The following is a 19,879-nucleotide window of genomic DNA, read 5'->3' as shown; positions in this document are numbered from 1 at the left end:
CACTGACCCCTCGCCCGTTGCCGCCCCAGCCGTCGACGGCGTGCGCTCCGCTACCGTCCCAGTATGGCAACAGGGGCTTCCCCGCATCCAGCGCCCCGCCGGGTCAGCGTCATCATCCCGGTGCGCAATGGAGCGGAGACGATCGGCGAGCAGCTGGACGCCCTCGCGGTCCAGCGCTACGCCGGCGAGTGGGAAGTCCTGATCTCCGACAACGGCTCGACCGACGGCACGCGCGAGCTCGCGGCGCGCTGGTCGGGGCGGCTTCCGAACCTCACGGTCGTCGACGCGTCGGCGCGCGCGGGCTCGAGCTTTGCCCGCAACTGCGGCGCCGCGAAGGCCACCGGTGATTTCCTCGCGTTCTGCGACTCCGACGACGTCGTCGACCCCGACTGGCTCGCCGCGCTCGCCGCCGGCGCGTGCGACTACGACGCGGTGACCGGCAAGCAGGACGCGTCGGTCATCAACAGCGAGATCGTGCAGACGTGGCGTCCGCCCCGGACCAACGGGATGCCGCGGTCGACGTTCCTCCCGTTCGCGCCGTCGTGCAACCTCGGCGTATGGGCCGACGTGTTCGCGACGACCGGCGGCTTCGACGAGAGCTATCCGCAATCGCACGACGTCGAGTGGTCGTGGCGCGTGCAGCTCTCCTCGCACACGCTCGGGTTCGCGCCCGGCGCCGTCGTCCACTACCGCTACCGCACGTCGCCGCGCGGGATCTGGAAGCAGGCGTACCTGACCGGCATCGACTCGGTGCGCCTCTACCGCGACTACCGCGCCCAAGGCCTCACGCGCGTTCCCGTGAAGAAGCGGCTGCGCACGTGGGCCTGGCTCGTGTACCGCCTGCCGTACGTCGCGCAGCCCGCCAAGCGAGGCTTGTGGATGCGCCGGGCGGGCGAGGCCGGCGGCCGTCTCGCCGGCAGCGCGCAGTTTCGCGTCTGGTGCATCTGAGCGTCAGGATCTCGGCCCGAACAGCTCGTTGACGAGCTCGACGAGCGCGGCGCGACCATCCTCGCTCGCGGCATCGCCGGTGAACACCGCAACGCGGGTGCCCGCGTCGACGAGCTCGGCCGCGAGCGCGCCCAGCGCGTCGGCGTCTTCGCCCGTGAGCACGACGACCGCGTGCACGGCCGCCATCGCACGCGCCAGATCGGCGCCGCGCGCACCGTCGGCGTCCGCCACCACGACGACCCGGTTGTCGAGCGTGTCGCGTGCCGCCGTCATCGCGGCAACCTACTGCGCCGCGCCTTCCACGGGAGTCGCCAGCGAGTGCCGCGCCTCCGCCTCGCGCAGCACGTCGGTGATCTCGTCGCCGATGAGCTCTTCGCGTGCGAGCAGCTCGTCGCGCAATGCTTCGACCATGTAGCGGTGCTCGTCGAGCAGCTTCGTCGTGTCGGCCTTCGCCTGCTCGAGCATCTTCGACACCGCGCTGCGGCCGTCGTCGTTGTTGAGCACCTTGGCGACGATGCCCGCGTTGATCGGACCGTTCTCCATCGCCTCGAACGACACGAGCGAACCGGCCATGCCGAACGAGCCGACCATCTGCGCGGCGATCGTCGTCGCGTGATGCAGGTCGCTGCTCGGGCCGGTGCCGGCTTCGCCGAACCACAGCTCCTCGGCCGTCATCCCGCCGAACGCGATCTGCATGACGCCGATGAGCTCCGAGCGCCGGCGCGTGAACCGCTCGCTCGTGTCGGAGTGCGCGAGCAGGCCGAGCGCGTCGCGGCGCTTGATGATCGACAGGACCTCGAGCTTGCGGTCGAGGCCGATGAGGTGCGCGACCACGGCGTGGCCCGCCTCGTGCGTCGCGATCGTCCGCTTCTCCAGCTCGTCGTACTCGACGGGCTGCTTCAGACCGATCTCCTCGGTCATCTTCGCCTGCGCGACGTCGTCCCAGTTCATCGACTCGCGGCCTTCGCGCAGCGCCCAGATGAGCCCTTCGTCGAAGAGGTGCTCGATCATCACCGGCGTGTAACCGAACGTCATCGCCGCGAGCTGGTCGCGCCGCTCGGGCTTGTCGAGGACGGGATCGTGCGCCTTCTTCGAGAGGTAGTAATCGATGATCTCGCGTCGACCCGAACGGCTCGGCAGGTCGAAGTGGATCGAGCGGTCGAAGCGACCCGGCCGCAGCAGCGCGGGATCGAGGTCGGCGGCGCGGTTCGTCGCGCCGATCACGAGCACGTTGGGCTGGACCGCCGGCTTCTTCTGCAACTGCCGGTGCACCGGGAGAAAACGGTTCACCTTCTCGATCAGCCAGCCCTGGACCCGGCCGCCCGCGGTCGCGTGCTCGAACGATTGGAGCTGGATCAGCAGCTCGTTCACGACGCCACTGATGCCCTCGCCCGCGGCCCGCTCGACCGAACGCGCGAGACCGGGCGGCAGTGGCTCGGCGCGCATGCCGCTCCGAGCACCGGCGATCGCGTCGATCTCCTCGATGAACCCGATCGCGCCACCCTCTTCACGCGCGGCCTTGCGCAACGCGCGGAAGTACGACCGGATCTTGCGGTTCGTCTGGCCGTAGTACATCGATTGAAACGCGCTCGACGACACGAACAGGTACGGCACCCCGGCTTCGCGCGCCATGGCCTTCGCCATGTACGTCTTCCCGGTACCGGGCGGCCCCTCGAAGAGAATCGCCTTGCGGGGGTTGCCGCCCATCGTGTCGCGAAACGTCTGGTAGGTGAGGAACAGGTTCAAGGTCTTGAGGACCTCGTCCTTCACCACGCCGAGGCCGACGACATCGTCGAAGCCGACATCGATCTCGCTCGGCTGGAACCGTTGGTGCGGCGAGCGGCCCGCGAGCATGACCGGCATCACGAGCAACGGCCCGAGGATCACGATCAACAGGACCAGCGGCAGCAGGTTGATCTCGGTCTCGGTCAGGTGCGGCCAACCGAAATGGAGGGGCTCGTTGATCAGGACCCGGTGCCAGAGATAGACGACGAAGGGCACCAGGAACCACGCGACCCGCGTGATCCGGCGCTGCCGGGTCGCCTCCCGCTGGCGGACGACATCGACCGCGGCCCCCCGGACGACCGCGTTGTCGGCCAGCGCCCCTAGTTCCACCCGCAGCTCCCGTTCGCGTCCGTGCTGACGCTCAGAGTAGCAACCCTGTCCAGTCCCGGACCAGGGCGACGGGCCGTCGCGGCGCCGCGTTCCCGGGCTTCCGGCGGCCGGTTCGGGCGTCACCGCCGGTAGGGTCCGGCGCGTGGACGCCGACCGGCCCGAATCCGCCGTCGACGCGCGGGCGGTCCGCTTCGAGCTCGCGGCGCTGGCGGTCGTCCTGCTCGGCGCCTTCGTGTTCCGGATCCCCTGGGCGGTGCCCGCGCTCGCCGTGATCGTCGCGGTCGGCGTCGGCTTCGGTGCCCGGGGGAACCTCTTCCGGCAGGTGTTCGCGGCCGTCGCCGAGGATCGCCTCGGACCGGTCACGGCGACCGAGTCGGCGCGGGCGGTGCGGTTCTCCGAGTTGTTCGCGGTGGCGATGCTGACGCTGGCGACGTTGGTGTTCGCGCTCGACATCGGGGGCGCGGCCTGGCTCCTCGCCCTCGTCGAGGCGGGCGTGTGCGCAGTGCACGCGACGACCGGGATCTCGGTCGAGGCCGCGGTCCGCCGGCGTTTGTTCGGCGGCGGCAACCGCCGGCGCTGATCGCGCCTACGGCTTCGACGCGGTGCCGAAACCGGTGTGGCCCGCGTCGGGGCGCAGCACCTCGATCGGGTCGCGCATGTCGCCGACGTAGCCGAGCGCGTAGGCGCCGCGCGCGTAGCCGATGAGCCGCTGCATCGACTCGGGCAGGGTGCGCGCGACCTCGATCGGTACGGCGAGGTACTGGTTCTCCTCCTGCCGCAGCCAGCCGACGTTGTAATCGACGTTCATCCCGACGCGCACCGCGTCCGATTGGTTCGCACCCCCACCGTGGTACACGGAACCGGTGTAGAGGAGCACCGAGCCGCGCGGCATCGCCGCACCGATCGTGTCGTCGTGCGTGTATCGGAAGCGGTCGGGCGCGCGGTGACTTCCGGGCACGACGCGCGTCGCGCCGTTCGCCTCGGTGAAGTCGGTCATCGCCCACATCGTGCTGACCTGCACCTCGAAGCCGGGCGGGAAGCTGAAGAAGTCGTACGCCCACTGGTCGCGGTGCGGCATCTGCGCGGGCTCGCCGGGTCCGATCGCGATCATCTGGGTGAGGTGGAGCTGGAACGTCGTCGCGTGCGCGAGGACGCGGCCGACGACGTCGAGCACGAGCGGGTGCGCGATCAGGTCGCGCGAGGCGGGCGCACGCGCGATCAGCGCGCCGGTGCGGCGCGTGTTGCGCCCACTGAACTCGTCGGGCCCGAACTCCGTCGTCGCGAGGTACGGGTCGACCTCGGCGAGGATGCGATCGACGACCTCGGGCGACGCGAGCTCGTCGATGACGACCGCGCCTTCCTCGGCCATCACGGTGGCGATGCGCTCACCGTCGGCCGTCGCGGGCACGTGCGTGAGCGCGAGCGTGGACTCCACGATCGTCAGGCTACGCGGGCGATCGCGAGACCGGCCACGGCGGCCACCACCACGAAGTCGACGGTCGTCCCGAGCAGCCGGGCCCGCTCCGCGGTTCCCGTCGCGAGCACCGCGAGCGCGACGAGCACGCCGTTGCGGACGACGGCCGCCGCCGCGGTCGTGCGAGCGCCGGTGCGGACCGCGCCGAAGCACGGGCAGGGCACCGCGCGACGCGCGGTACGGACGAGGAACACGCTGAACGCGAGCAGCAGCACGATCGCGGCGATGCCCGGGATCGGCGAGTGGAAATCGAGCAACAGCGCGATCGCGACCACGAGCTCCGTGGCCGGCAGCCCGATCGCGAGCATGCGCGCGCCGCGCGCGCCGACACCGGCTTCCTGGAGTCGCGCGGGCAGTTGCGCGTGATCGGCGATCTTGCCCACCGCCGCGATCACGAGAACCGCCGCGAGCACGATGCGACATGCGAGCGCGAGCGCGGGACCGGTCGGACCCACGAGCGATCCCGCTCAGCTCTCGAAGTGGCCGTACCCGCCGCGGTAGAAGAGGAGGGGCTTGCCCTCGGTCGCGTAGCCGAGCTCGACGACACGCCCAACGACGATCACGTGGTCGCCGGCGTCGTGCTCGGCGTACGTCTCGCAGTCGATGTACGCGAGCGCCTCGGCGAGGATCGGCGCGCCGGTCACCGCGCGGTGGTGCGTGACCCCTTCGAAGCGGTCGATGCCCTTCGTCGCGAACACTCGGCACATCGGTTCACCGTCTTCGGCGAGCACGTTGACCGCGAAGTGTCCCGCGCCGCGCATCTGCGGCCACGTGCTCGAGCTCTTCGCCGCGCACCACAGCACGAGCGGAGGGTCGAGCGACACCGAGCTGAACGAGTTGCACGCCATGCCGATCGGCTCGTTGCCGTCGAACGCGGTCACGATCGTGACGCCCGTCGCGAAGTGCCCGAGCACCGTCCGGTAGGTCGCGGCGTCCGGCTCCAGACCCCACGTCGGGCGTGCTTGCGTCACGGGCGGATCCTAGGAGGCCGACGCGGGCGGACCCAGATCAAGGACCATGCGCTCCGCGGCCGCGATCACCTCGGGGCCACCGACGCGCGCCGACACGTCGGCGGCGCGCGCCGCGATCGCGTCCACGGCGTCGTCGCCGTGCACCGGATCGTGGTGGTACAGCGCGAGCAGCTTGGCGCCGGCTTCGCGCGCGACGTGCACGGCGTAGTCGTACGTGCAGTGGCCCCAATGCCGCTTCGGCGCGTACTCCTCGGCGGTGTGCTGCGCGTCGTGGATGACGACGTCGACACCGTCGCAGAGCTCGAGGATCTCCTGGGGTACGAAGTCGTCGGCGTCGTCGCGACAACCGGGTCCGTGATCGGAGATGTACGCGACCGACGCGCCGTTCAGCTCGACGCGGTAGCCGAGCGTCGGACCGACGTGGCGCACCCAGCGCGAACGCACCTTCGCGTGCCCGACCGGGAAGTCGTCGTCGCCGGTGTCGTGGAAACGGATGTCGGCGGCGAGCTGATCGGGTCGCACGGGGAAGTACGGCGGCTGCATGAGCCCCGTGAACACCTCGCCGAGCGGACCCGCTTCCTGGCGCGGCCCGTAGATGTCGAAAGTGGTGTCACCGTTGAACAGCGGCTTGAAGAACGGGAGCCCCTGCACGTGGTCCCAGTGCAGGTGCGTCAGCAGCACCGACGCGTGCAACGGCGTGTCGCACCCGAGTCGCTCGCCCCACGGTCGCAGACCGGTGCCGAGGTCGAACACGACCGGCGTGTGACCCTCGGCCGTGATCGCGACGCACGACGAGTGGCCGCCGTAGCGCTGGTACTGCTCGCCACTACACGGCGTCGACCCGCGGACGCCGTGGAACTCGACTCGCGCTCCCATCCCCCCGGACATACCCGGAGAATACCCATCCGCAACCGGTGCGCCCAGAGCGCGGTCGGGGCACTCAGCTGACGACGCGCGCGCGGAATCCCTCGAGTCCCTGCCACGTGAGGAAGCTCGCGAACAGGATCAGCGCGCCGTATACGGCCCAGAGCGACATGTGCGGACCGTGCGTCAGCGCGGCCCGGTAGCCCTCGCTGATGTACACGAGCGGGTTCAGGAGCACGAGCCACTTGAGCCACGAGAAGCCGAACAGCTTCACCGGACCGAGCGTCGACCACGAGTAGTAGATCGCGCCGAGGAACGTGAGCGGCAGCACGATGATGCCGAAGAGGATCGGCACCTGCCGCGGCTCGAAGCGGGTGCCGAACGACAACCCGAGCGCGGCCGCGGTGAGCAGCGCGAGCGGCGTGAGCGTGAGCAGCACGAGCCAGTTGACGTGCAGGTGCACCGGTGTCGCCGGCACGATCGCCGCGATCGGGAACACGAGGCACGCGGCGAAGAGACCGTTCAACATGCCGGCCGTGATCTTGCCCACGGCGACCAGCCAGATCGGGAGCGGCGCGAGCACGCGGTCCTCGATCTCCTTCGTGTAGCCGAACTCCTGCACGAGCGGCAGCGCGACCGACTGGATGCCTTGAAAGATGATCGTCAGCGCGATCACGCCCGCGACGAGGCGGGTCGAGAACGCGGCCGCGGCCGCGCCGGAGCCACCGACGCCCTGTCCGATGCGCGGGAACACGTACGTGAACACGAACACCAGGAGGAACGGCTGCAGCAACGTGCGCGGGATGAACTCCTTGAGGTTCTTGCAGAGCACGGTGAGGTCGCGCAGCATCAGCGCGCGGAACGCGACCGAAGACGCGGCCTGAGCGCTACGCGGCGGCGCGACGTTGCCGAGCGGCGTGTCGATGGCGGTCATTCGCGCAGGTCCTTTCCAGTGAGGTTGATGAACACGGCTTCGAGCGTGGGCTCCGTGACCGAGAGGTCGCTGACGACGAACCCGCCGTCTTCCGCGGTCGTCACCACCGCGGGCAACACACCGTGCGCGCCCTTCACGCTCAGCCGCACGGTGCCGTCGACGCGATCGGCGCGGGTGACGCCGTCGATCTTGTCCGCGAGCAACGTCGTCAACGCGTCGAGATCGCCGTCGGCGGTCACCGTGACGATCGTGTCGGCGCCGACCGACTGCTTGAGGCGCGCGGGCGTGTCGAGCGCGAGCAGCTTCCCGTGGTCGATGATCGCGAGCCGGTCACAGAGTTGGTCGGCCTCTTCCATGTAGTGCGTCGTGAGCAGGATCGTCTGGCCGTCGCGGTGCAGCTCGCCGAGGATGTCCCAGAGCGCGATGCGGCTCTGCGGATCGAGGCCCGCGGTCGGCTCGTCGAGAAAGAGGATCGACGGGCGGTGCAGGATCGCGCGGGCGACCATGAGCCGCTGCGCCATGCCGCCCGACAGCGCGAGCACGGGAGCCTTCGCGCGGTCGGAGAGGCGGAAGCGTTCGAGCATCTCGGTCGCGGCGGCGCGCGCGGTCTTTGCGTTCATGCCGAAGAAGCGGCCGTGGAAGTAGAGGTTCTCGAAGACGTCGAGCGCGCGGTCGAGCGTGTTCGTCTGCGGCACGACGCCGATGACCTGCTTGGCGACCGCCGGATGCTTCACGACGTCGATTCCGGCGACGAACGCGCCGCCGCTCGTCGGGATCACGCGCGTCGTGAGCATGCCCGCGGTCGTGGTCTTGCCCGCGCCGTTGGGACCGAGCAGCCCGAAGATCTCGCCGCGGCGTACCGAGAGGTCGAGGTGGTCGACCGCGAGGATGTCGCCGGGATAGCGCTTCGTGAGCTGCTCCGTGCGGATGACTTCGTCAGCTTGCGACATCGCGTTTCCTCTCCGCGAGGGAGTCGAGGGCGTGCGCGCGGATCTTCTCCAGCGCGCGCAGGAAGGCGTCGTTGTCGGCGCCGAGCAGCGCCGCGAGCTCGGCGTTCAGTGCGTCGACCGTCTCGCGCATGCGCGCTTCGGCCTGCATGCCGGCCTCGGTGACGCGGATGCGGGCCACGCGCCGGTCGCGGGGATCGCGACGGCGTTCGAGCAGACCGTCGGCCTCGAGCTTGTCGAGGTGGCGGACGAGAGTCGGCGCCTCGATGTAGAGGCGCGCGGCGAGCCGCGACTGACCGAGGTCGGGCTCGACGACCGCGTGGTGCAGCACGAGCCAGGTCGCGAGGCTGCCGCCGTGCGTGGCGAGGCGCTCGTCGATGACCTCGTGGACCGCCTTCTGCGCGAGGGCGAGCACGCGCCCGATGCGGAGGTCGTCGTGCCGGCCTTCGCCGGCTTGGGCCTGCTGTCCCATGCGGGACTAATTATTAGCACACGAATCGTTCGTGCACAAACACCGGCTCGGCGCCCACCTGGGGTTCTACGGAACTGATCGAGCGAGGTGACGCGGGCGCGTCACTTTTCTCGATCAGTTGGAGGCGTCTCCGGAGGGGGTCGGGCCGTCGGCGCGGGCGGCCCGCACGGCGACGAGGGCGTCGCGCAGCTGCTGGATCCAGTCGGACTGATGGTCGCCGACCAGCCGTACGCACCACGCGAGCGCCTCGCTCCGGCTCCGCGCGACACCGCCGCCGACCAGCGTGTCGAGCACCTGGCGCTCACTCATCCGCAGCCGGGTCATCACCGGGATCGACAGCGACGTGAAGACGTGCGTCTCGGCACCACACGTCGCACCCCACGCGACCTTGCGGCCGGTACGCGCCTCGGCTTCGTCGGCGATGCGCATCCGCTGCTCCCGGGTCTCCTCGCGGAACCGCTGGATGCGGGCGAGCTGGGCCGCGCGCTTGGCGTCGTCGGCACTGTCGGGATAGTCGGGCTCGGTGACGTCGCCGATGACCAGGATCTCGTCCCGGTCGACCGTCACCTCCGGCGCCTCCGTGAACCACCCGTCGGGGAGCCGACCGGCAAACCAACCCTGGACCGTCTTGTCGTTCGTCATGCAGCCATTACATCATTACATCATTCCTGCCCGCAAGTTCGGCAACGACTTACTTCGCTCACCAGCCGCGGATCAGGCTCGGCGGATGAGGTAGCGGCATTGGTCGCCGCCTTCGAACCGGCCGACGTCCTTGCGTATGTCCGTCTTGGGATCGAGCGCAGTGGCCTCGGCTAGGTGTGCGTCCTGCCACGCTTGCCACAGAACGTCTGCCTCGGCCAGCCGAGCCCAATCGACCACGACGACCCAACCATCGGACCGCGGCTTCGCTTCGACGAGCCGCTTCGTCAGTTCCTCGAAGGCGTCGAATTCGGGGTTCTCGTCGTCGGGCTCATCGTCTGAGCCGGGATCGTGATCGGTCACTCGTCCTCGTCGTCGGGATCGAGCGCGCCGCGATCGACAACGTCGACGGGGGCCGCATCCGGAGTGCCGATGAAGCTCGCCTTCATGGTCGAGAGCACCGTTTCGAGCATCGTCCACTCCGCCTCGGTGACGGGACGCGTGGTCTCTATCGTGGCGCTTCCGCCCCCAGGGAGCGGCAGGAGAAGCGAACGGCCGACAGTCGGCGTGGCGGGCGGCATCAATGGCGGCTTCTGCTCCGGTAGGCGCGGAGTGCTCGGTGGGATTTCAGGCCCGACCGTAGCAGCTTGCGTCAGTTGAGCGAAGGAGACTGTGTCCCGAAATTCGCGGATGAACTCGGCTGCGCCACTCTCGGTGAATCCACGGTTGCGTACCAGTTCGTACCGGAGCGAGTCATCCGATGGCAGGCCGTGTTCCTTGTGCTTCTCCCAAAGCTCGGTGTGAATCGGCGGCGTCAGCGCAGCCGAACGGATCGCGCGGGCCTGCGCCGACTGGTCCGGATTGAGGATGATGTCGAGCGCCAGGTCTGTCAGCTTCCCCATGCGCTCGTCGCCTCGGCCGTTCTCGCCCAACAAGCCAAACTTCTTGAGCGCGGCGTACGTCACCGCGGCGGGTCCCGTCTTCGGTGAGGTGTAGCCCCAATGCCCCGTGATCGCGCCCATCGGCGCGGCGTTCCGGCCTTCCTCGGCGTAGAGCTTCTGGGCTCGGCTGATCGCCGTTTCCAGGTTGATGCCGGGGTAGCTCGGGCTGCGGCCCTTGCGCGGCTTGTGGTCTTCCCACGTCTGCGTCATGGCAGCTAAGTTACAGACGCCGAGATGCCGAGTCAACCTCAGATGCGGAGTTGACTTTTATCTCCTCATCTGTATACTGAAGATGAAGAAGCCCCCGGTTGCACCCGGGGGCTCCGTGAAACAGGGGACGAGGCAATGGAAGCCACCCGGGCCAATCATCCAGGGCAAGCGGGTTCGATCCCCGTCGTCTCCACCGACCATTCTACGTCGGCACGCAAGCCCCGGACCCTGATTGAAGCGGTGCGGTACTTCTCGGACGAGGACGTGTGCATCGAGTACGTGGCCCGGCTGCGCTGGCCGAACGGCCCTGTGTGCCCCGCCTGCGGCGGCACCGAGATCATCTACCTCGCCAGCCGTCGCGTGTGGAAGTGCAAGGCGAAGGACTGCAAGAAGCAGTTTTCGGTCAAGAAGGGCACGATCTTCGAGCAGTCGCCGCTCGGGCTCGACAAATGGCTGCCGGGCCTGTGGCTGATCGCGAACTCGAAGAACGGCGTCAGCAGCCACGAGGTTGCCCGCGCTCTCGGCATCACACAAAAGTCCGCAAGGCACCTTCTCCACCGTTGCCGCGAGGCGCTGCGCGACGGAACGTTCGAGCTGCTCGATGGCACGATCGAAGTAGACGAGACGTTCATCGGCGGCAAGGTCGATAACAAGCACGCGTCGAAGCGGCCACCGAAGGGTTCGAGTATCGGAGGCGCCGGCAAAACGATCGTCGTCGGAGCCCGTCAGCGCGGCGGCAAGGCCCGCGCTCGCGTCGTCCCGGACCGGACGAGCAAGACGCTCATGCGGTTCGTGACCACCAACGTCGATCCCGGAGCGCAGGTCTACACCGACGAGGCCAGCGCCTACTTCTACCTCCGGTGGGACGGCTACAAGCACGCCACGGTCACGCACAGCAAGGGTGAGTACGTCCGCGGTTCGATCAGCACGAACGGCGTCGAGAATCTGTGGTCGTTGTTGAAGCGCAGCATCCACGGCACGTACGTGCAGGTCGCGCCCGAGCATCTCTCGCGCTACGTCGACGAGCGCACGTTCGCGTACAACCTGCGCGAGCGCACCGACCTGGAACGGTTCGAGACGGCGCTCGCTCAGTCAGTTGGTCGTCGTCTCACCTGGGCGCAGCTAACGGAGACGTGAGAGATTTGCGAACGCGTGAGGCAGCGTCGACGACCTAAACCTGGGCCGCCCGTGTGGGGAACGTGCCCGCTCTGCGGTCAGGAGGCGTGGCTGCGACCCGAGCACGTGATTCCATGGTGGGCCGTCTGTCAGGTTCCCGAGTTCGACGTCGTGAACACCTGGAACGGTCGTACAACCGGACCGCGCCCTGAGGGGCTCAACGTGCTGTTGCACATCTGCAAGCCATGCAACAGCCGGCTCGGTAAGAAGTTCGAGGAAGCGGCGTCAGCCTTCATGAAGCCGATGATCCGGTGCCAGCCGACAGATCTCGGCCTCATGTTCCTCACCCCGGCGCAACAGGTAACCGTTGGGCGCTGGGTCCTGAAGACTTCGATCCTGCGCGCGCACGCGGCGCAGTTCCCGATCCCACAGTTCCTCTGGCAGTGGCTCCGCGAGGGCGGTCAACCGCGAGGCATGCAGCCGCCCCCGCCTGGTACGTACATCTGGGTGGCGCAGATGCCATGGGCGGAGCAGCACGTACGACACCTTGCGCCAGCGGACCTGCCAGATCGGACGCTGCTTGAGTACGACTGGAGCAGCCCGATGTTCTACTTCAGCGAACTTGCGATGTTCGTGCTGCATCAGCGCGTCGTAACTGACGAGATTGCGACACACCCGGCAGAGCACCTCGACACGCTCGCCCGCGTCTACCCAGAGCATGACGGCACCGTCGCCTGGCCGCCGCGACAGCGCGTCGGTCGTGAGGATCTCATCCGCATAACGCGGACCGCGATGACCCCCTCCGCCCAGGCCCTTCCTCTCGGGCTCACCGGAATATTCGCGGCTGAAATCTGAACTGACGTCAGGCATCGTCAGCTACATCCCGCTCGTAGCCTGGTGAGGCAAGTAAGTCGGTGCCGCAAGTTCCGCAAGTCGCCGGCGGCTGATGCGTCGCTGTAACCGCTCGCCGTCAGAGTCGACGGAGATCGGTGGGCCGGCACGAGGGGGCAGCCATGCACAGGGTTCAGATGCGGCAGTGGAAGCAACGGTGGGCCGTTCCGGCGCTCGTCGCGATCCTGTTCGTGCCGCTCGCGGCGATCGGTCTCGCGCTCGCCCATTCGGCGACCGCGGCCGACAACGGCGACGGCGCGGTCCACGTGACGTGGCTCTCGGGCTTCGGCGACGATGCCAACCCGTGCAGCCGCACCGCGCCCTGCAAGACCGTCCAGGGGGCGTTCGCCAAGACCGCGCAACCCGACGGCGAGATCACCACCATCGATCCCGGCAGCTACGGCAACAGCAACTCGTACCTGTCGCCGTTCACGATCAACGGCGGCATCGACATCGACGGTGGCGCGAACCAGATCGTGCTGCAGAACACCGTGAGCGGGATCGACGGCATCGACATCGCCGCGCCGGCGAACGACGTCGTCGTCCTGCGCCACGTCGACCTCGAGGGCTTCGGCATCGGTCTGCACGGCATCAACTTCATCTCCGGCAAGGCGCTCTACATCGAGGACTCGGTGATCGAAGGCTTCACCGGCGACGGCGTGCACGTCGCGCCGACGGCCGGCGGCCAGGTCGTCATCGAGCGCTCGACGATTCGTAGGAACGGCGCGAACGGCGTGAACGCGACCGGAGCATCGTCGACCGCGGTCGCGACCGTCAGCGTGAAGGACTCGACGATCGAGGCGAACGCGGCGGCCGGAGTGCTCGCCGCCGACTACTCCGATGTCACCATCGACGGCAGCAACGTGAACGGCGACGCGCAAGGGCTCGCGTGCGTCACGCAGTCGACCGGTTCTTGCGTGATCACTGCGACCGGCAATCAGATCGGTCAGGACGCGACCGGCGTGCTGTCGGGCCGAGGCGTGCCGGGCGCGTCCGGCAACGCGACGGTCTACCTGAGCGCGAACACGATTCGCGACAACGCAAAAGGACTCGCGGTCACCGCGAAGCCGTCGTTCGGACGGATCATCTCCCTGGGCGACAACACCGCGGTCGGCAACCAGAACCCGGGCAAGGTGACGAGCACCGTCCCGAAGATCTAAACGGGGAGCGCGGCGACGATGCGGGCCGCGTACTCCGCGGCCTCGCCGTCGGCGTACTTGGTCCGCGGCCAGAAGAAGCCCCGCAGTCCGTCCTTGCGCCGGCGGGGCACGACGTGGGTGTGGAGGTGTGGGACCGACTGGCTCACGACGTTGTTCATCGCGACGAAGCTGCCATCGGCCTCCACGCCCGCGACGACCGCGGCGGTGATGCGCCGCACCTCGAGGAAGTACGGACCGACGCGTTCGGCGGGCAGGTCGTTCAGCGTGACGACGTGCGCGCGCGGCACGACGAGCGTGTGCCCCTTGAACACCGGACGGTGGTCGAGGAACGACACCGCGATCTCCGAGCTCGCCACGACCTGCGCTTCCGCCTCGCCGGCGATGATCCGGCAGAAGAGGCAGTCACTCACTCAGGCGCGCTCGTCGTTCGTGTACGGACGCTGCCTCGGCGGCGCGGCGTCGCGCTTGTAGACCATGAGCTTGCGGCGGAAGTAGCAGACCTCTTCGCCCCGCTGGTTGAAGCCGAACGTCTCGACGGAGACGATGCCGCGGTCGGGCTTGCTCGACGACTCGACGCGCTCGAGCACGCGCGTCTCCGCGTAGATGGTGTCGCCATGGAACGTCGGGCGCTTGTGCTGCAATGTCTCGACTTCGAGGTTCGCGATGCACGCGCCGCTGACGTCGGGAACGCTCATGCCGAGCACGAGCGAGTAGACGAGGTTCCCGACGACGACGTTCTTGCCGAACTGCGTCTGCGTCTCCGCGAACCACGCGTCGGTGTGCAGCGGATGGTGGTTCATCGTGATCATGCAGAAGAGGTGGTCGTCGGCCTCGGTGATCGTCTTGCCCGGCCAGTGCTTGTACACGTCGCCGGGCTCGAAGTCCTCGTAGTACCGGCCGAACGGCCGCTCGTAGATCGTCATGAGCTCGTGTCTCCTCTGGCCAGCAGTCCGCGCGCGATGACGATGCGCTGGATCTCGTTCGTGCCCTCGCCGATCAGCATGAGCGGTGCGTCGCGGTAGTAGCGCTCGATCGGGAGCTCGGTCGTGTAGCCGACGCCGCCGTGGATGCGCATCGCCTCGGTCGCGATCTCGAACGCGGTCTCGCTCGCGAACAGCTTCGCCATGCCCGCCTCGACGTCGGCGCGCTCGCCGGCCTGCCGCCGTTCCGCGGCGCGGCGCGTCAGCAGCCGCGCAGCTTCGAGCTTCGTCGCCATGTCGGCGAGCTTCATCTGGATCGCCTGGTGCTGCGCGATCGGCTTGCCCATCGTGACGCGCTCCTGCGCGTACTGCAGCGACGCGTCGAACGCGGCGCGGGCGAGGCCGACGGCACGGGCCGCGATGTTGATGCGACCGACCTCGAGGGCACCGAGGATGTAGGACAGTCCGCGGCCGGGGTCGCCGAGCAGCGCGTCGGCAGGCACGCGATGACCGTCGTAGACCATCTCGACCGTCTCGATGCCGCGGTAGCCGAGCTTGCCGATGTCGCGACTCACGGTGATGCCACCGAAGCGCGCGCCGGGCTCCTTCTCGACGACGAAGCAGCTGATGCCCTCGTCGGTGCGCGCCGCGAGCGCGACGATGCCCGCACGCTCGCCGTTCGTGACCCACATCTTCGTGCCCGTGATCACGTACTCGTCGCCGTCGCGCACGGCTTTGCACGACACGTTGCGCGTGTCGCTCCCCGCGTCGGACTCGGAGAGCGACAGGCAGCCGCGCAGCTCACCGGTCGCCATGCGCGGCAACCACCGTTGCTTCTGCTCCTCGGTGCCGTGCCCGCTGATGATGCTCGCCGCGATCGTGTGCGTGTTCACGACACCCGAGAGCGACATCCATCCGTACGAGAGCTCTTCGACGGCGCCGATGTACGTGAGGAGGTCGAGACCGAGCCCGCCGTACTGCTCGGGGATCGTCAGGCCGAACAGTCCGAGCTGCTTCATCGTCTCGACGATCGCCTCGGGGTATTCGTCGGCGTGCTCCATCTGTGACGCGACGGGCATGACGTCGCGAGCGATGAAGCGGCGCACGGTGTCGACAAGCGCGTCACGCGTCTCTTGATCGGTGGTGATCATCGGCTCCCCCGAACGTGTGTCCCCGCATGATGGTCGACCGTTCACAGGCTCGCTACTTGGGCGCCGGACGGCGCGGCTACCCTCTGAAATCTTCCGCCCGAACCGCCCTCCGCACCCGCGCGTCGTCGCGCAATGCATCGGGAACGTGATGGTCGACGAACCGCAACCAACCTCGCGACGCTTCCGCGAGCGACAGCGCCGCACGCGCCGGCAGAAGCGCGCCAACACCGTGGGCACGCTGGTGACGCTCGCGGTCGTGCTGCTCGTCGCGCTCATCGCGACCGACACGTGGCGCGTCGGCGGTCACGGCCCGTCGCTCGCGAGCGGCAAGACGAAACCGCTCCCGACGGCACCGAGCGCGAGCAATGCGCTCGCGCAGCTGAAGACGAGCCATCCGGCGCGACCGTTGAGCCACGCCGCGCCGCTGCGGCTCTGGGTCGGCGGCGACTCGCTCGCCGGCGACCTCGGTTACCAGCTCGGCCCGATGCTCACGAACACCGGCGTCGTGAGCGCGCACGTCGACTACAAGGTCTCGAGCGGCCTCGCGAGCAACGCGATACGCGACTGGCCCGCCAACTTCACCGACGAGAACGCGCAGTACCAGCCCGAGTCGCTCGTGTTCATGGTCGGCGCGAACGACGCACCGATCGTCGGTACCGCGAAGGACGCGAGCGGACAACCCGCGTGGGAGGCGAAGTACCGGGCGAAGCTCGACACGATGATGGACCTCCTCGTCGGCGCGACCCATCGCACCGTGTTCTGGATCGGCTCACCGACGCTCGGAACGAAGTACGACCATGGCGCCTCCGAGGTCGACCGCGTGATGCGCGAGGAAGCGGCGAAGCGACCGAGCATCGTCTACGTCGACGCGTACAGCCTGTTTTCCGTGAACGGCGAGTACTCCGCGTACGTGAACGACGCGAGCGGTGAGCGCGTGCGCATGCGCACCGGCGACGGCGTGCACTTCACGGTCGCGGGCGCGCAGTTCCTCGCGCAGAAGGTCTACGCGCTGCTCGACTCGCACTGGAACCTGACGACGCAGGCAGAGCGCAGCGAGCCGATCCCGTACACGATCGAACCGAAGAGCGGCACGATCGGCGGCGTGCACCTCACGAACCACTACCACTCCACGACGACGACCGCGGCAACGGTCGTGACGACCGCGGCACCGACGACGACGAAGCCGACCGCGACGACCGCGGCGCCGACCACCACCGCGCCGAAGCACACGACGACGACGACGGCTCCGAAACACGGCGGGTCCTCGACCACGACGACGCACACCTGACCGCGCGCGCCGAAGTGAAGCCATCGCGGGCCCCTCGCTAGCCTGCGCCGATGACCGACAGCTCATCTTCCGCGCGGGGTGACGCCGAGGGTGCGGTCGAGGCCGCGGCCGGGGTCGTCGCGCGCGCCGCGGGCCGGCTCGCCGAGCTCGCCGCCGACGGCACGCGCATCTCGGTGGACCGGCTCGACCAGCACCAGGTGCTGGCGTACGACCTCGCGCACGCCGCGGCGGCAACCGAGGGCAGCCGCGTGATGCTCGAGTACGCGCAGCACGGCGAGCTCGAGTCGATGCTCGCGCGCGCGTACGTGGCCGACGCGGTGAGCGACATCGCGGCGCGTCTCGTCGGACGCGAATCGGTCTGGGGCAGCGGGCTCGACGCGTTGGCGGGCGCGATGCCGTTCGTCGAAGCGCACCGCGCGCCGTCGTTCCTCGCGGAGCTCGGCGACGCGACCGCTCAGCACGGCACCGGACCGGGACACCTGTCGGACGACTTCGAGCTCGTCGCCGAGACCTTCCGCCGCTTCGCCGACGACCGCATCCGTCCGGTCGCCGAGCACGTGCACCGCACGAACGGCGACGTCCCCGAAGAGCTCATCACCGGACTCGCCGAGCTCGGCGGGTTCGGCCTGTCGGTCCCGGAGGAGTACGACGGGTTCGCGTCGGGCGGCGAGAGCGACTACCTCGGCATGGTCGTGTCGACCGAGGAGCTGTCGCGCGGGTCGCTCGGCATCGGCGGCTCGCTCATCACGCGACCGGAGATCCTCACGCGCGCGCTCGTGACCGGCGGCACGGAAGAGCAGAAGCGGCGTTGGTTGCCGCGCGTCGCGACGGGCGAGCTGATGGCCGGGATCATGGTGACCGAGCCCGACTACGGCTCCGATGTGGCGGGCGTGTCGGTCACCGCAACGCCGGTCGACGGCGGTTGGCACATCAACGGCGTGAAGACGTGGGCGACATTCGCCGGCCGCGCGAACGTCATCATGCTGCTCGCGCGCACCGACCCCGACCGCAGCAAGGGCCATCGCGGGCTGTCGGTGTTCGTCGTCGAGAAGGAGCCGGTCGCGGGTCACAGCTTCCGGTTCGAGCAGCCGCACGGCGGCGTGCTCGACGGCCGCGCGATCGACACGATCGGCTACCGCGGCATGCATTCGTTCGAGGTGTCGTTCTCGGACTGGTTCGTGCCCGCCGAGAACCTCGTCGGCGGCGAGGAGGGTCGGGGCCGCGGCTTCTACCTCCAGATGGCCGGCTTCGAGAACGGCCGTCTGCAGACCGCGGCGCGCGCGGTGGGACTCATGCAGGCCGCGTTCGAGGCGGGCATCGCGTACGCGCAGGAACGCAAGGTGTTCGGTCGCGCGGTGTTCGACTACGAGCTCACGAAGGTGAAGCTCGCGCGCATGGCCGCGCTGATCCAGGGTGGTCGTCAGTTTGCGTACGCGGTCGCGCGGCAGATGGCGAACGGCGAGGGAACGCTCGAGGCGTCGATGGTGAAGGCGTACGTGTGCCGCGCCGCGGAGTGGGTGACGCGCGAGGCGATGCAGATCCACGGCGGCATGGGCTACGCGGAGGAGTTCCCGGTGTCGCGCTACTACGTCGACGCGCGTGTGCTGTCGATCTTCGAGGGCGCCGACGAGACGCTGTGCCTGCGCGTCATCGCGCGCCGCCTCGCCGAGCAGGCGTTGGCCTCGCACTCGTAGCGCGGCGCTCGGTGGTACTGCGTTGTTCGGCTATACGCCGACAACGCAGTACCACTAGAGACCGAGAGTGCGGGTGCCGAGGCGGAAGCGGGCGGGGGCGGCGCGGCCGTCGACGAGGTCGGCGACGATCTCGCCGACGAGCGGCGCGAACTTGAAGCCGTGCCCGGAGCACGGTGAACAGACGATGACGGGCCCGACCCGGTCGAGCACGAAGTCCTCGTTCGCCGTCGACGTGTAGAGGCAGGTCGCCTCGGAGACCGCGCGCGGCTCGACGCCCGGGATCCAGTCGCGCGCGTATTCGAGCAAGCGGCGCGTCGCGTTCGCGGCGAACGCGGGCTCGTCGGCGGCGTCGGGCGTCGCGAGCGGCGGACCCGAGTGATGCTCGCCGAGCTTGATGCCTTCACCCGGCGTCTCGAGCCCGTACGCCGCGAACGGCTCGCGGTAGTGGATGAACGACGGCCACGTCGTGGTGCCATCGCGCGGCGGGAGGTGCACGTAGTGCTCGCGCGTGACCCGCAGCGGCGCGAGGCCCACCAGCCCGCCGGCCCACGCGCCCGCGGCGACGACGACACCGGCCGCGTCGAACGTGGCCGACTCGGTCTGCACGCGCGCACCGTCGGCGTGCGGTTCGATCGCGACGACGCGTTCGTGCTCACGCCACTCGACGCCATGCGCGAGCGCGGCGCCCGCGAACGCGGCGAGCGCGTCCGCGGCGCGGCAGCGGCCCGCGTCCGGCTGGAAGCAGACGTCGCCGTCGAAGCGAAGCCTGGGGAATCGCTCGGCGGCTTCGTCGGCGCGCCAGCGTTCGAACGGCAAACCCGCGCCCGCGAGCGCGTCGGCAATCGCGTCGACCGCGACCGGCGCGCCGTGGTCGACGCCACCGGTGACGTCGATGACGCGCGCGCCCGTTTCCGACTCGAGCTGGGACCAGAGCGGTCGCGCGCGCCGCGCCAGCGCGACGTACTCCGCGTCGGGATACGCGTAGCGAAAGATGCGCGAGCCACCGTGCGAGCTTCCGCGTGTGTGGCCCCGTTCGAACTGCTCGAGCACGACGACCGACCGGCCGCGAGCGGCGAGCCGCCAGGCCGCCGCCGATCCCATCACGCCGGCGCCGATGACGACGACGTCGGTGCGCGTCACCGCG

23 protein-coding genes and 1 tRNA gene are annotated in these 19,879 nt (G+C 69.1%); 8 read left to right on the top strand and 16 right to left on the bottom strand.

Annotation, left to right across the window (positions count from 1 at the left end; genetic code table 11):
* Positions 1 to 63 precede the first annotated feature (63 nt).
* The gene (locus VH914_19635; protein HEX4493425.1) at positions 64 to 948 is read left to right on the top strand and encodes a glycosyltransferase family 2 protein; all 885 of its coding nucleotides are present in this window, start codon (positions 64 to 66) and stop codon (positions 946 to 948) included.
* A 3-nt stretch (positions 949 to 951) separates the two neighbouring features.
* Here the strand turns inward: VH914_19635 and VH914_19630 are convergent, their stop codons facing one another.
* Both VH914_19630 and VH914_19625 read right to left on the bottom strand, forming a co-directional pair.
* Positions 952 to 1,221, bottom strand: coding sequence for a hypothetical protein (locus VH914_19630; GenBank protein ID HEX4493424.1), 270 nt, complete (start codon positions 1,219 to 1,221; stop codon positions 952 to 954).
* Positions 1,222 to 1,230: 9 nt separating this feature from the next.
* Positions 1,231 to 3,063 (bottom strand): AAA family ATPase, encoded by a 1,833-nt coding sequence (locus VH914_19625; protein ID HEX4493423.1) that lies wholly within the window; start codon positions 3,061 to 3,063, stop codon positions 1,231 to 1,233.
* Between the two features lie 142 nt (positions 3,064 to 3,205).
* On the opposite strand from VH914_19625, the gene VH914_19620 reads away from it, so the two are divergent.
* Positions 3,206 to 3,643: a DUF4395 family protein gene (locus VH914_19620; protein HEX4493422.1), complete on the top strand. Its 438-nt coding sequence runs from the start codon at positions 3,206 to 3,208 to the stop codon at positions 3,641 to 3,643.
* A 6-nt stretch (positions 3,644 to 3,649) separates the two neighbouring features.
* Here the strand turns inward: VH914_19620 and VH914_19615 are convergent, their stop codons facing one another.
* From VH914_19615 to VH914_19570, 10 genes are all read right to left on the bottom strand, one after another.
* Positions 3,650 to 4,498 (bottom strand): phytanoyl-CoA dioxygenase family protein, encoded by an 849-nt coding sequence (locus VH914_19615; protein ID HEX4493421.1) that lies wholly within the window; start codon positions 4,496 to 4,498, stop codon positions 3,650 to 3,652.
* Between the two features lie 5 nt (positions 4,499 to 4,503).
* Entirely contained in the window at positions 4,504 to 4,992 is a 489-nt protein-coding gene (locus tag VH914_19610) for a MauE/DoxX family redox-associated membrane protein (protein HEX4493420.1), read from the bottom strand.
* A 12-nt stretch (positions 4,993 to 5,004) separates the two neighbouring features.
* The gene (locus VH914_19605) at positions 5,005 to 5,508 is read right to left on the bottom strand and encodes a flavin reductase family protein (protein HEX4493419.1); all 504 of its coding nucleotides are present in this window, start codon (positions 5,506 to 5,508) and stop codon (positions 5,005 to 5,007) included.
* A 9-nt stretch (positions 5,509 to 5,517) separates the two neighbouring features.
* Positions 5,518 to 6,384, bottom strand: a complete 867-nt coding sequence (locus VH914_19600) for an MBL fold metallo-hydrolase (protein ID HEX4493418.1) — start codon at positions 6,382 to 6,384, stop codon at positions 5,518 to 5,520.
* 64 nt (positions 6,385 to 6,448) lie between these two features.
* Entirely contained in the window at positions 6,449 to 7,306 is an 858-nt protein-coding gene (locus VH914_19595; protein HEX4493417.1) for an ABC transporter permease, read from the bottom strand.
* Positions 7,303 to 8,256 (bottom strand): ATP-binding cassette domain-containing protein, encoded by a 954-nt coding sequence (locus VH914_19590; GenBank protein ID HEX4493416.1) that lies wholly within the window; start codon positions 8,254 to 8,256, stop codon positions 7,303 to 7,305. Before VH914_19590 ends, VH914_19595 begins: the two co-directional genes overlap by 4 nt.
* Complete coding sequence (locus VH914_19585) at positions 8,243 to 8,725, bottom strand: MarR family transcriptional regulator (GenBank protein ID HEX4493415.1); 483 nt, start codon at positions 8,723 to 8,725, stop codon at positions 8,243 to 8,245. The genes VH914_19590 and VH914_19585 overlap by 14 nt, the downstream gene beginning before the upstream one ends.
* Positions 8,726 to 8,839: 114 nt before the next feature.
* Complete coding sequence (locus VH914_19580; protein HEX4493414.1) at positions 8,840 to 9,367, bottom strand: hypothetical protein; 528 nt, start codon at positions 9,365 to 9,367, stop codon at positions 8,840 to 8,842.
* A 72-nt stretch (positions 9,368 to 9,439) separates the two neighbouring features.
* Positions 9,440 to 9,727, bottom strand: a complete 288-nt coding sequence (locus tag VH914_19575; protein HEX4493413.1) for a hypothetical protein — start codon at positions 9,725 to 9,727, stop codon at positions 9,440 to 9,442.
* Positions 9,724 to 10,515: a hypothetical protein gene (locus VH914_19570; GenBank protein HEX4493412.1), complete on the bottom strand. Its 792-nt coding sequence runs from the start codon at positions 10,513 to 10,515 to the stop codon at positions 9,724 to 9,726. Before VH914_19570 ends, VH914_19575 begins: the two co-directional genes overlap by 4 nt.
* A gap of 123 nt (positions 10,516 to 10,638) precedes the next feature.
* Here VH914_19570 and VH914_19565 point away from each other — a divergent pair.
* From VH914_19565 to VH914_19550, 4 genes are all read left to right on the top strand, one after another.
* Positions 10,639 to 10,708, top strand: a tRNA-Ile gene (locus VH914_19565).
* A 47-nt stretch (positions 10,709 to 10,755) separates the two neighbouring features.
* Positions 10,756 to 11,652, top strand: coding sequence for an IS1595 family transposase (locus VH914_19560; protein ID HEX4493411.1), 897 nt, complete (start codon positions 10,756 to 10,758; stop codon positions 11,650 to 11,652).
* Between the two features lie 201 nt (positions 11,653 to 11,853).
* A complete protein-coding gene (locus VH914_19555) occupies positions 11,854 to 12,486 on the top strand; it encodes a hypothetical protein (GenBank protein HEX4493410.1) in 633 nt (210 codons plus the stop codon).
* 158 nt (positions 12,487 to 12,644) lie between these two features.
* Complete coding sequence (locus tag VH914_19550; protein ID HEX4493409.1) at positions 12,645 to 13,682, top strand: right-handed parallel beta-helix repeat-containing protein; 1,038 nt, start codon at positions 12,645 to 12,647, stop codon at positions 13,680 to 13,682.
* Here the strand turns inward: VH914_19550 and VH914_19545 are convergent.
* From VH914_19545 to VH914_19535, 3 genes are read right to left on the bottom strand one after another with little or no spacing between them, the layout of a single operon-like run.
* Entirely contained in the window at positions 13,679 to 14,092 is a 414-nt protein-coding gene (locus VH914_19545; GenBank protein ID HEX4493408.1) for an HIT family protein, read from the bottom strand. The two genes, VH914_19550 and VH914_19545, sit on opposite strands and share 4 nt — an antisense overlap.
* Positions 14,093 to 14,605, bottom strand: coding sequence for a MaoC family dehydratase (locus tag VH914_19540; protein HEX4493407.1), 513 nt, complete (start codon positions 14,603 to 14,605; stop codon positions 14,093 to 14,095). It lies immediately after the preceding gene.
* Positions 14,602 to 15,753 carry an acyl-CoA dehydrogenase family protein gene (locus VH914_19535; GenBank protein HEX4493406.1) on the bottom strand — a complete coding sequence of 384 codons (1,152 nt, stop codon included), beginning with the start codon at positions 15,751 to 15,753 and terminating at the stop codon, positions 14,602 to 14,604. Before VH914_19535 ends, VH914_19540 begins: the two co-directional genes overlap by 4 nt.
* Positions 15,754 to 15,901: 148 nt before the next feature.
* On the opposite strand from VH914_19535, the gene VH914_19530 reads away from it, so the two are divergent.
* Both VH914_19530 and VH914_19525 read left to right on the top strand, forming a co-directional pair.
* On the top strand, positions 15,902 to 17,041 hold the full coding sequence (locus VH914_19530; protein ID HEX4493405.1) for a DUF459 domain-containing protein: 1,140 nt from the start codon (positions 15,902 to 15,904) through the stop codon (positions 17,039 to 17,041).
* Positions 17,042 to 17,091: 50 nt separating this feature from the next.
* Positions 17,092 to 18,735 (top strand): acyl-CoA dehydrogenase family protein, encoded by a 1,644-nt coding sequence (locus tag VH914_19525; protein ID HEX4493404.1) that lies wholly within the window; start codon positions 17,092 to 17,094, stop codon positions 18,733 to 18,735.
* A 54-nt stretch (positions 18,736 to 18,789) separates the two neighbouring features.
* Here VH914_19525 and solA read toward each other — a convergent pair whose 3' ends face one another.
* On the bottom strand, positions 18,790 to 19,875 hold the full coding sequence (solA, locus tag VH914_19520) for an N-methyl-L-tryptophan oxidase (GenBank protein ID HEX4493403.1): 1,086 nt from the start codon (positions 19,873 to 19,875) through the stop codon (positions 18,790 to 18,792).
* Positions 19,876 to 19,879: the final 4 nt, after the last annotated feature.

This window comes from Acidimicrobiia bacterium, assembly GCA_036271555.1.
In the GTDB taxonomy this organism is placed as follows: domain Bacteria; phylum Actinomycetota; class Acidimicrobiia; order IMCC26256; family PALSA-610; genus DATBAK01.
The sequence above is the reverse complement of the archived record's forward strand: the minus strand, read 5'-3'. Positions and strand labels throughout refer to the sequence as shown.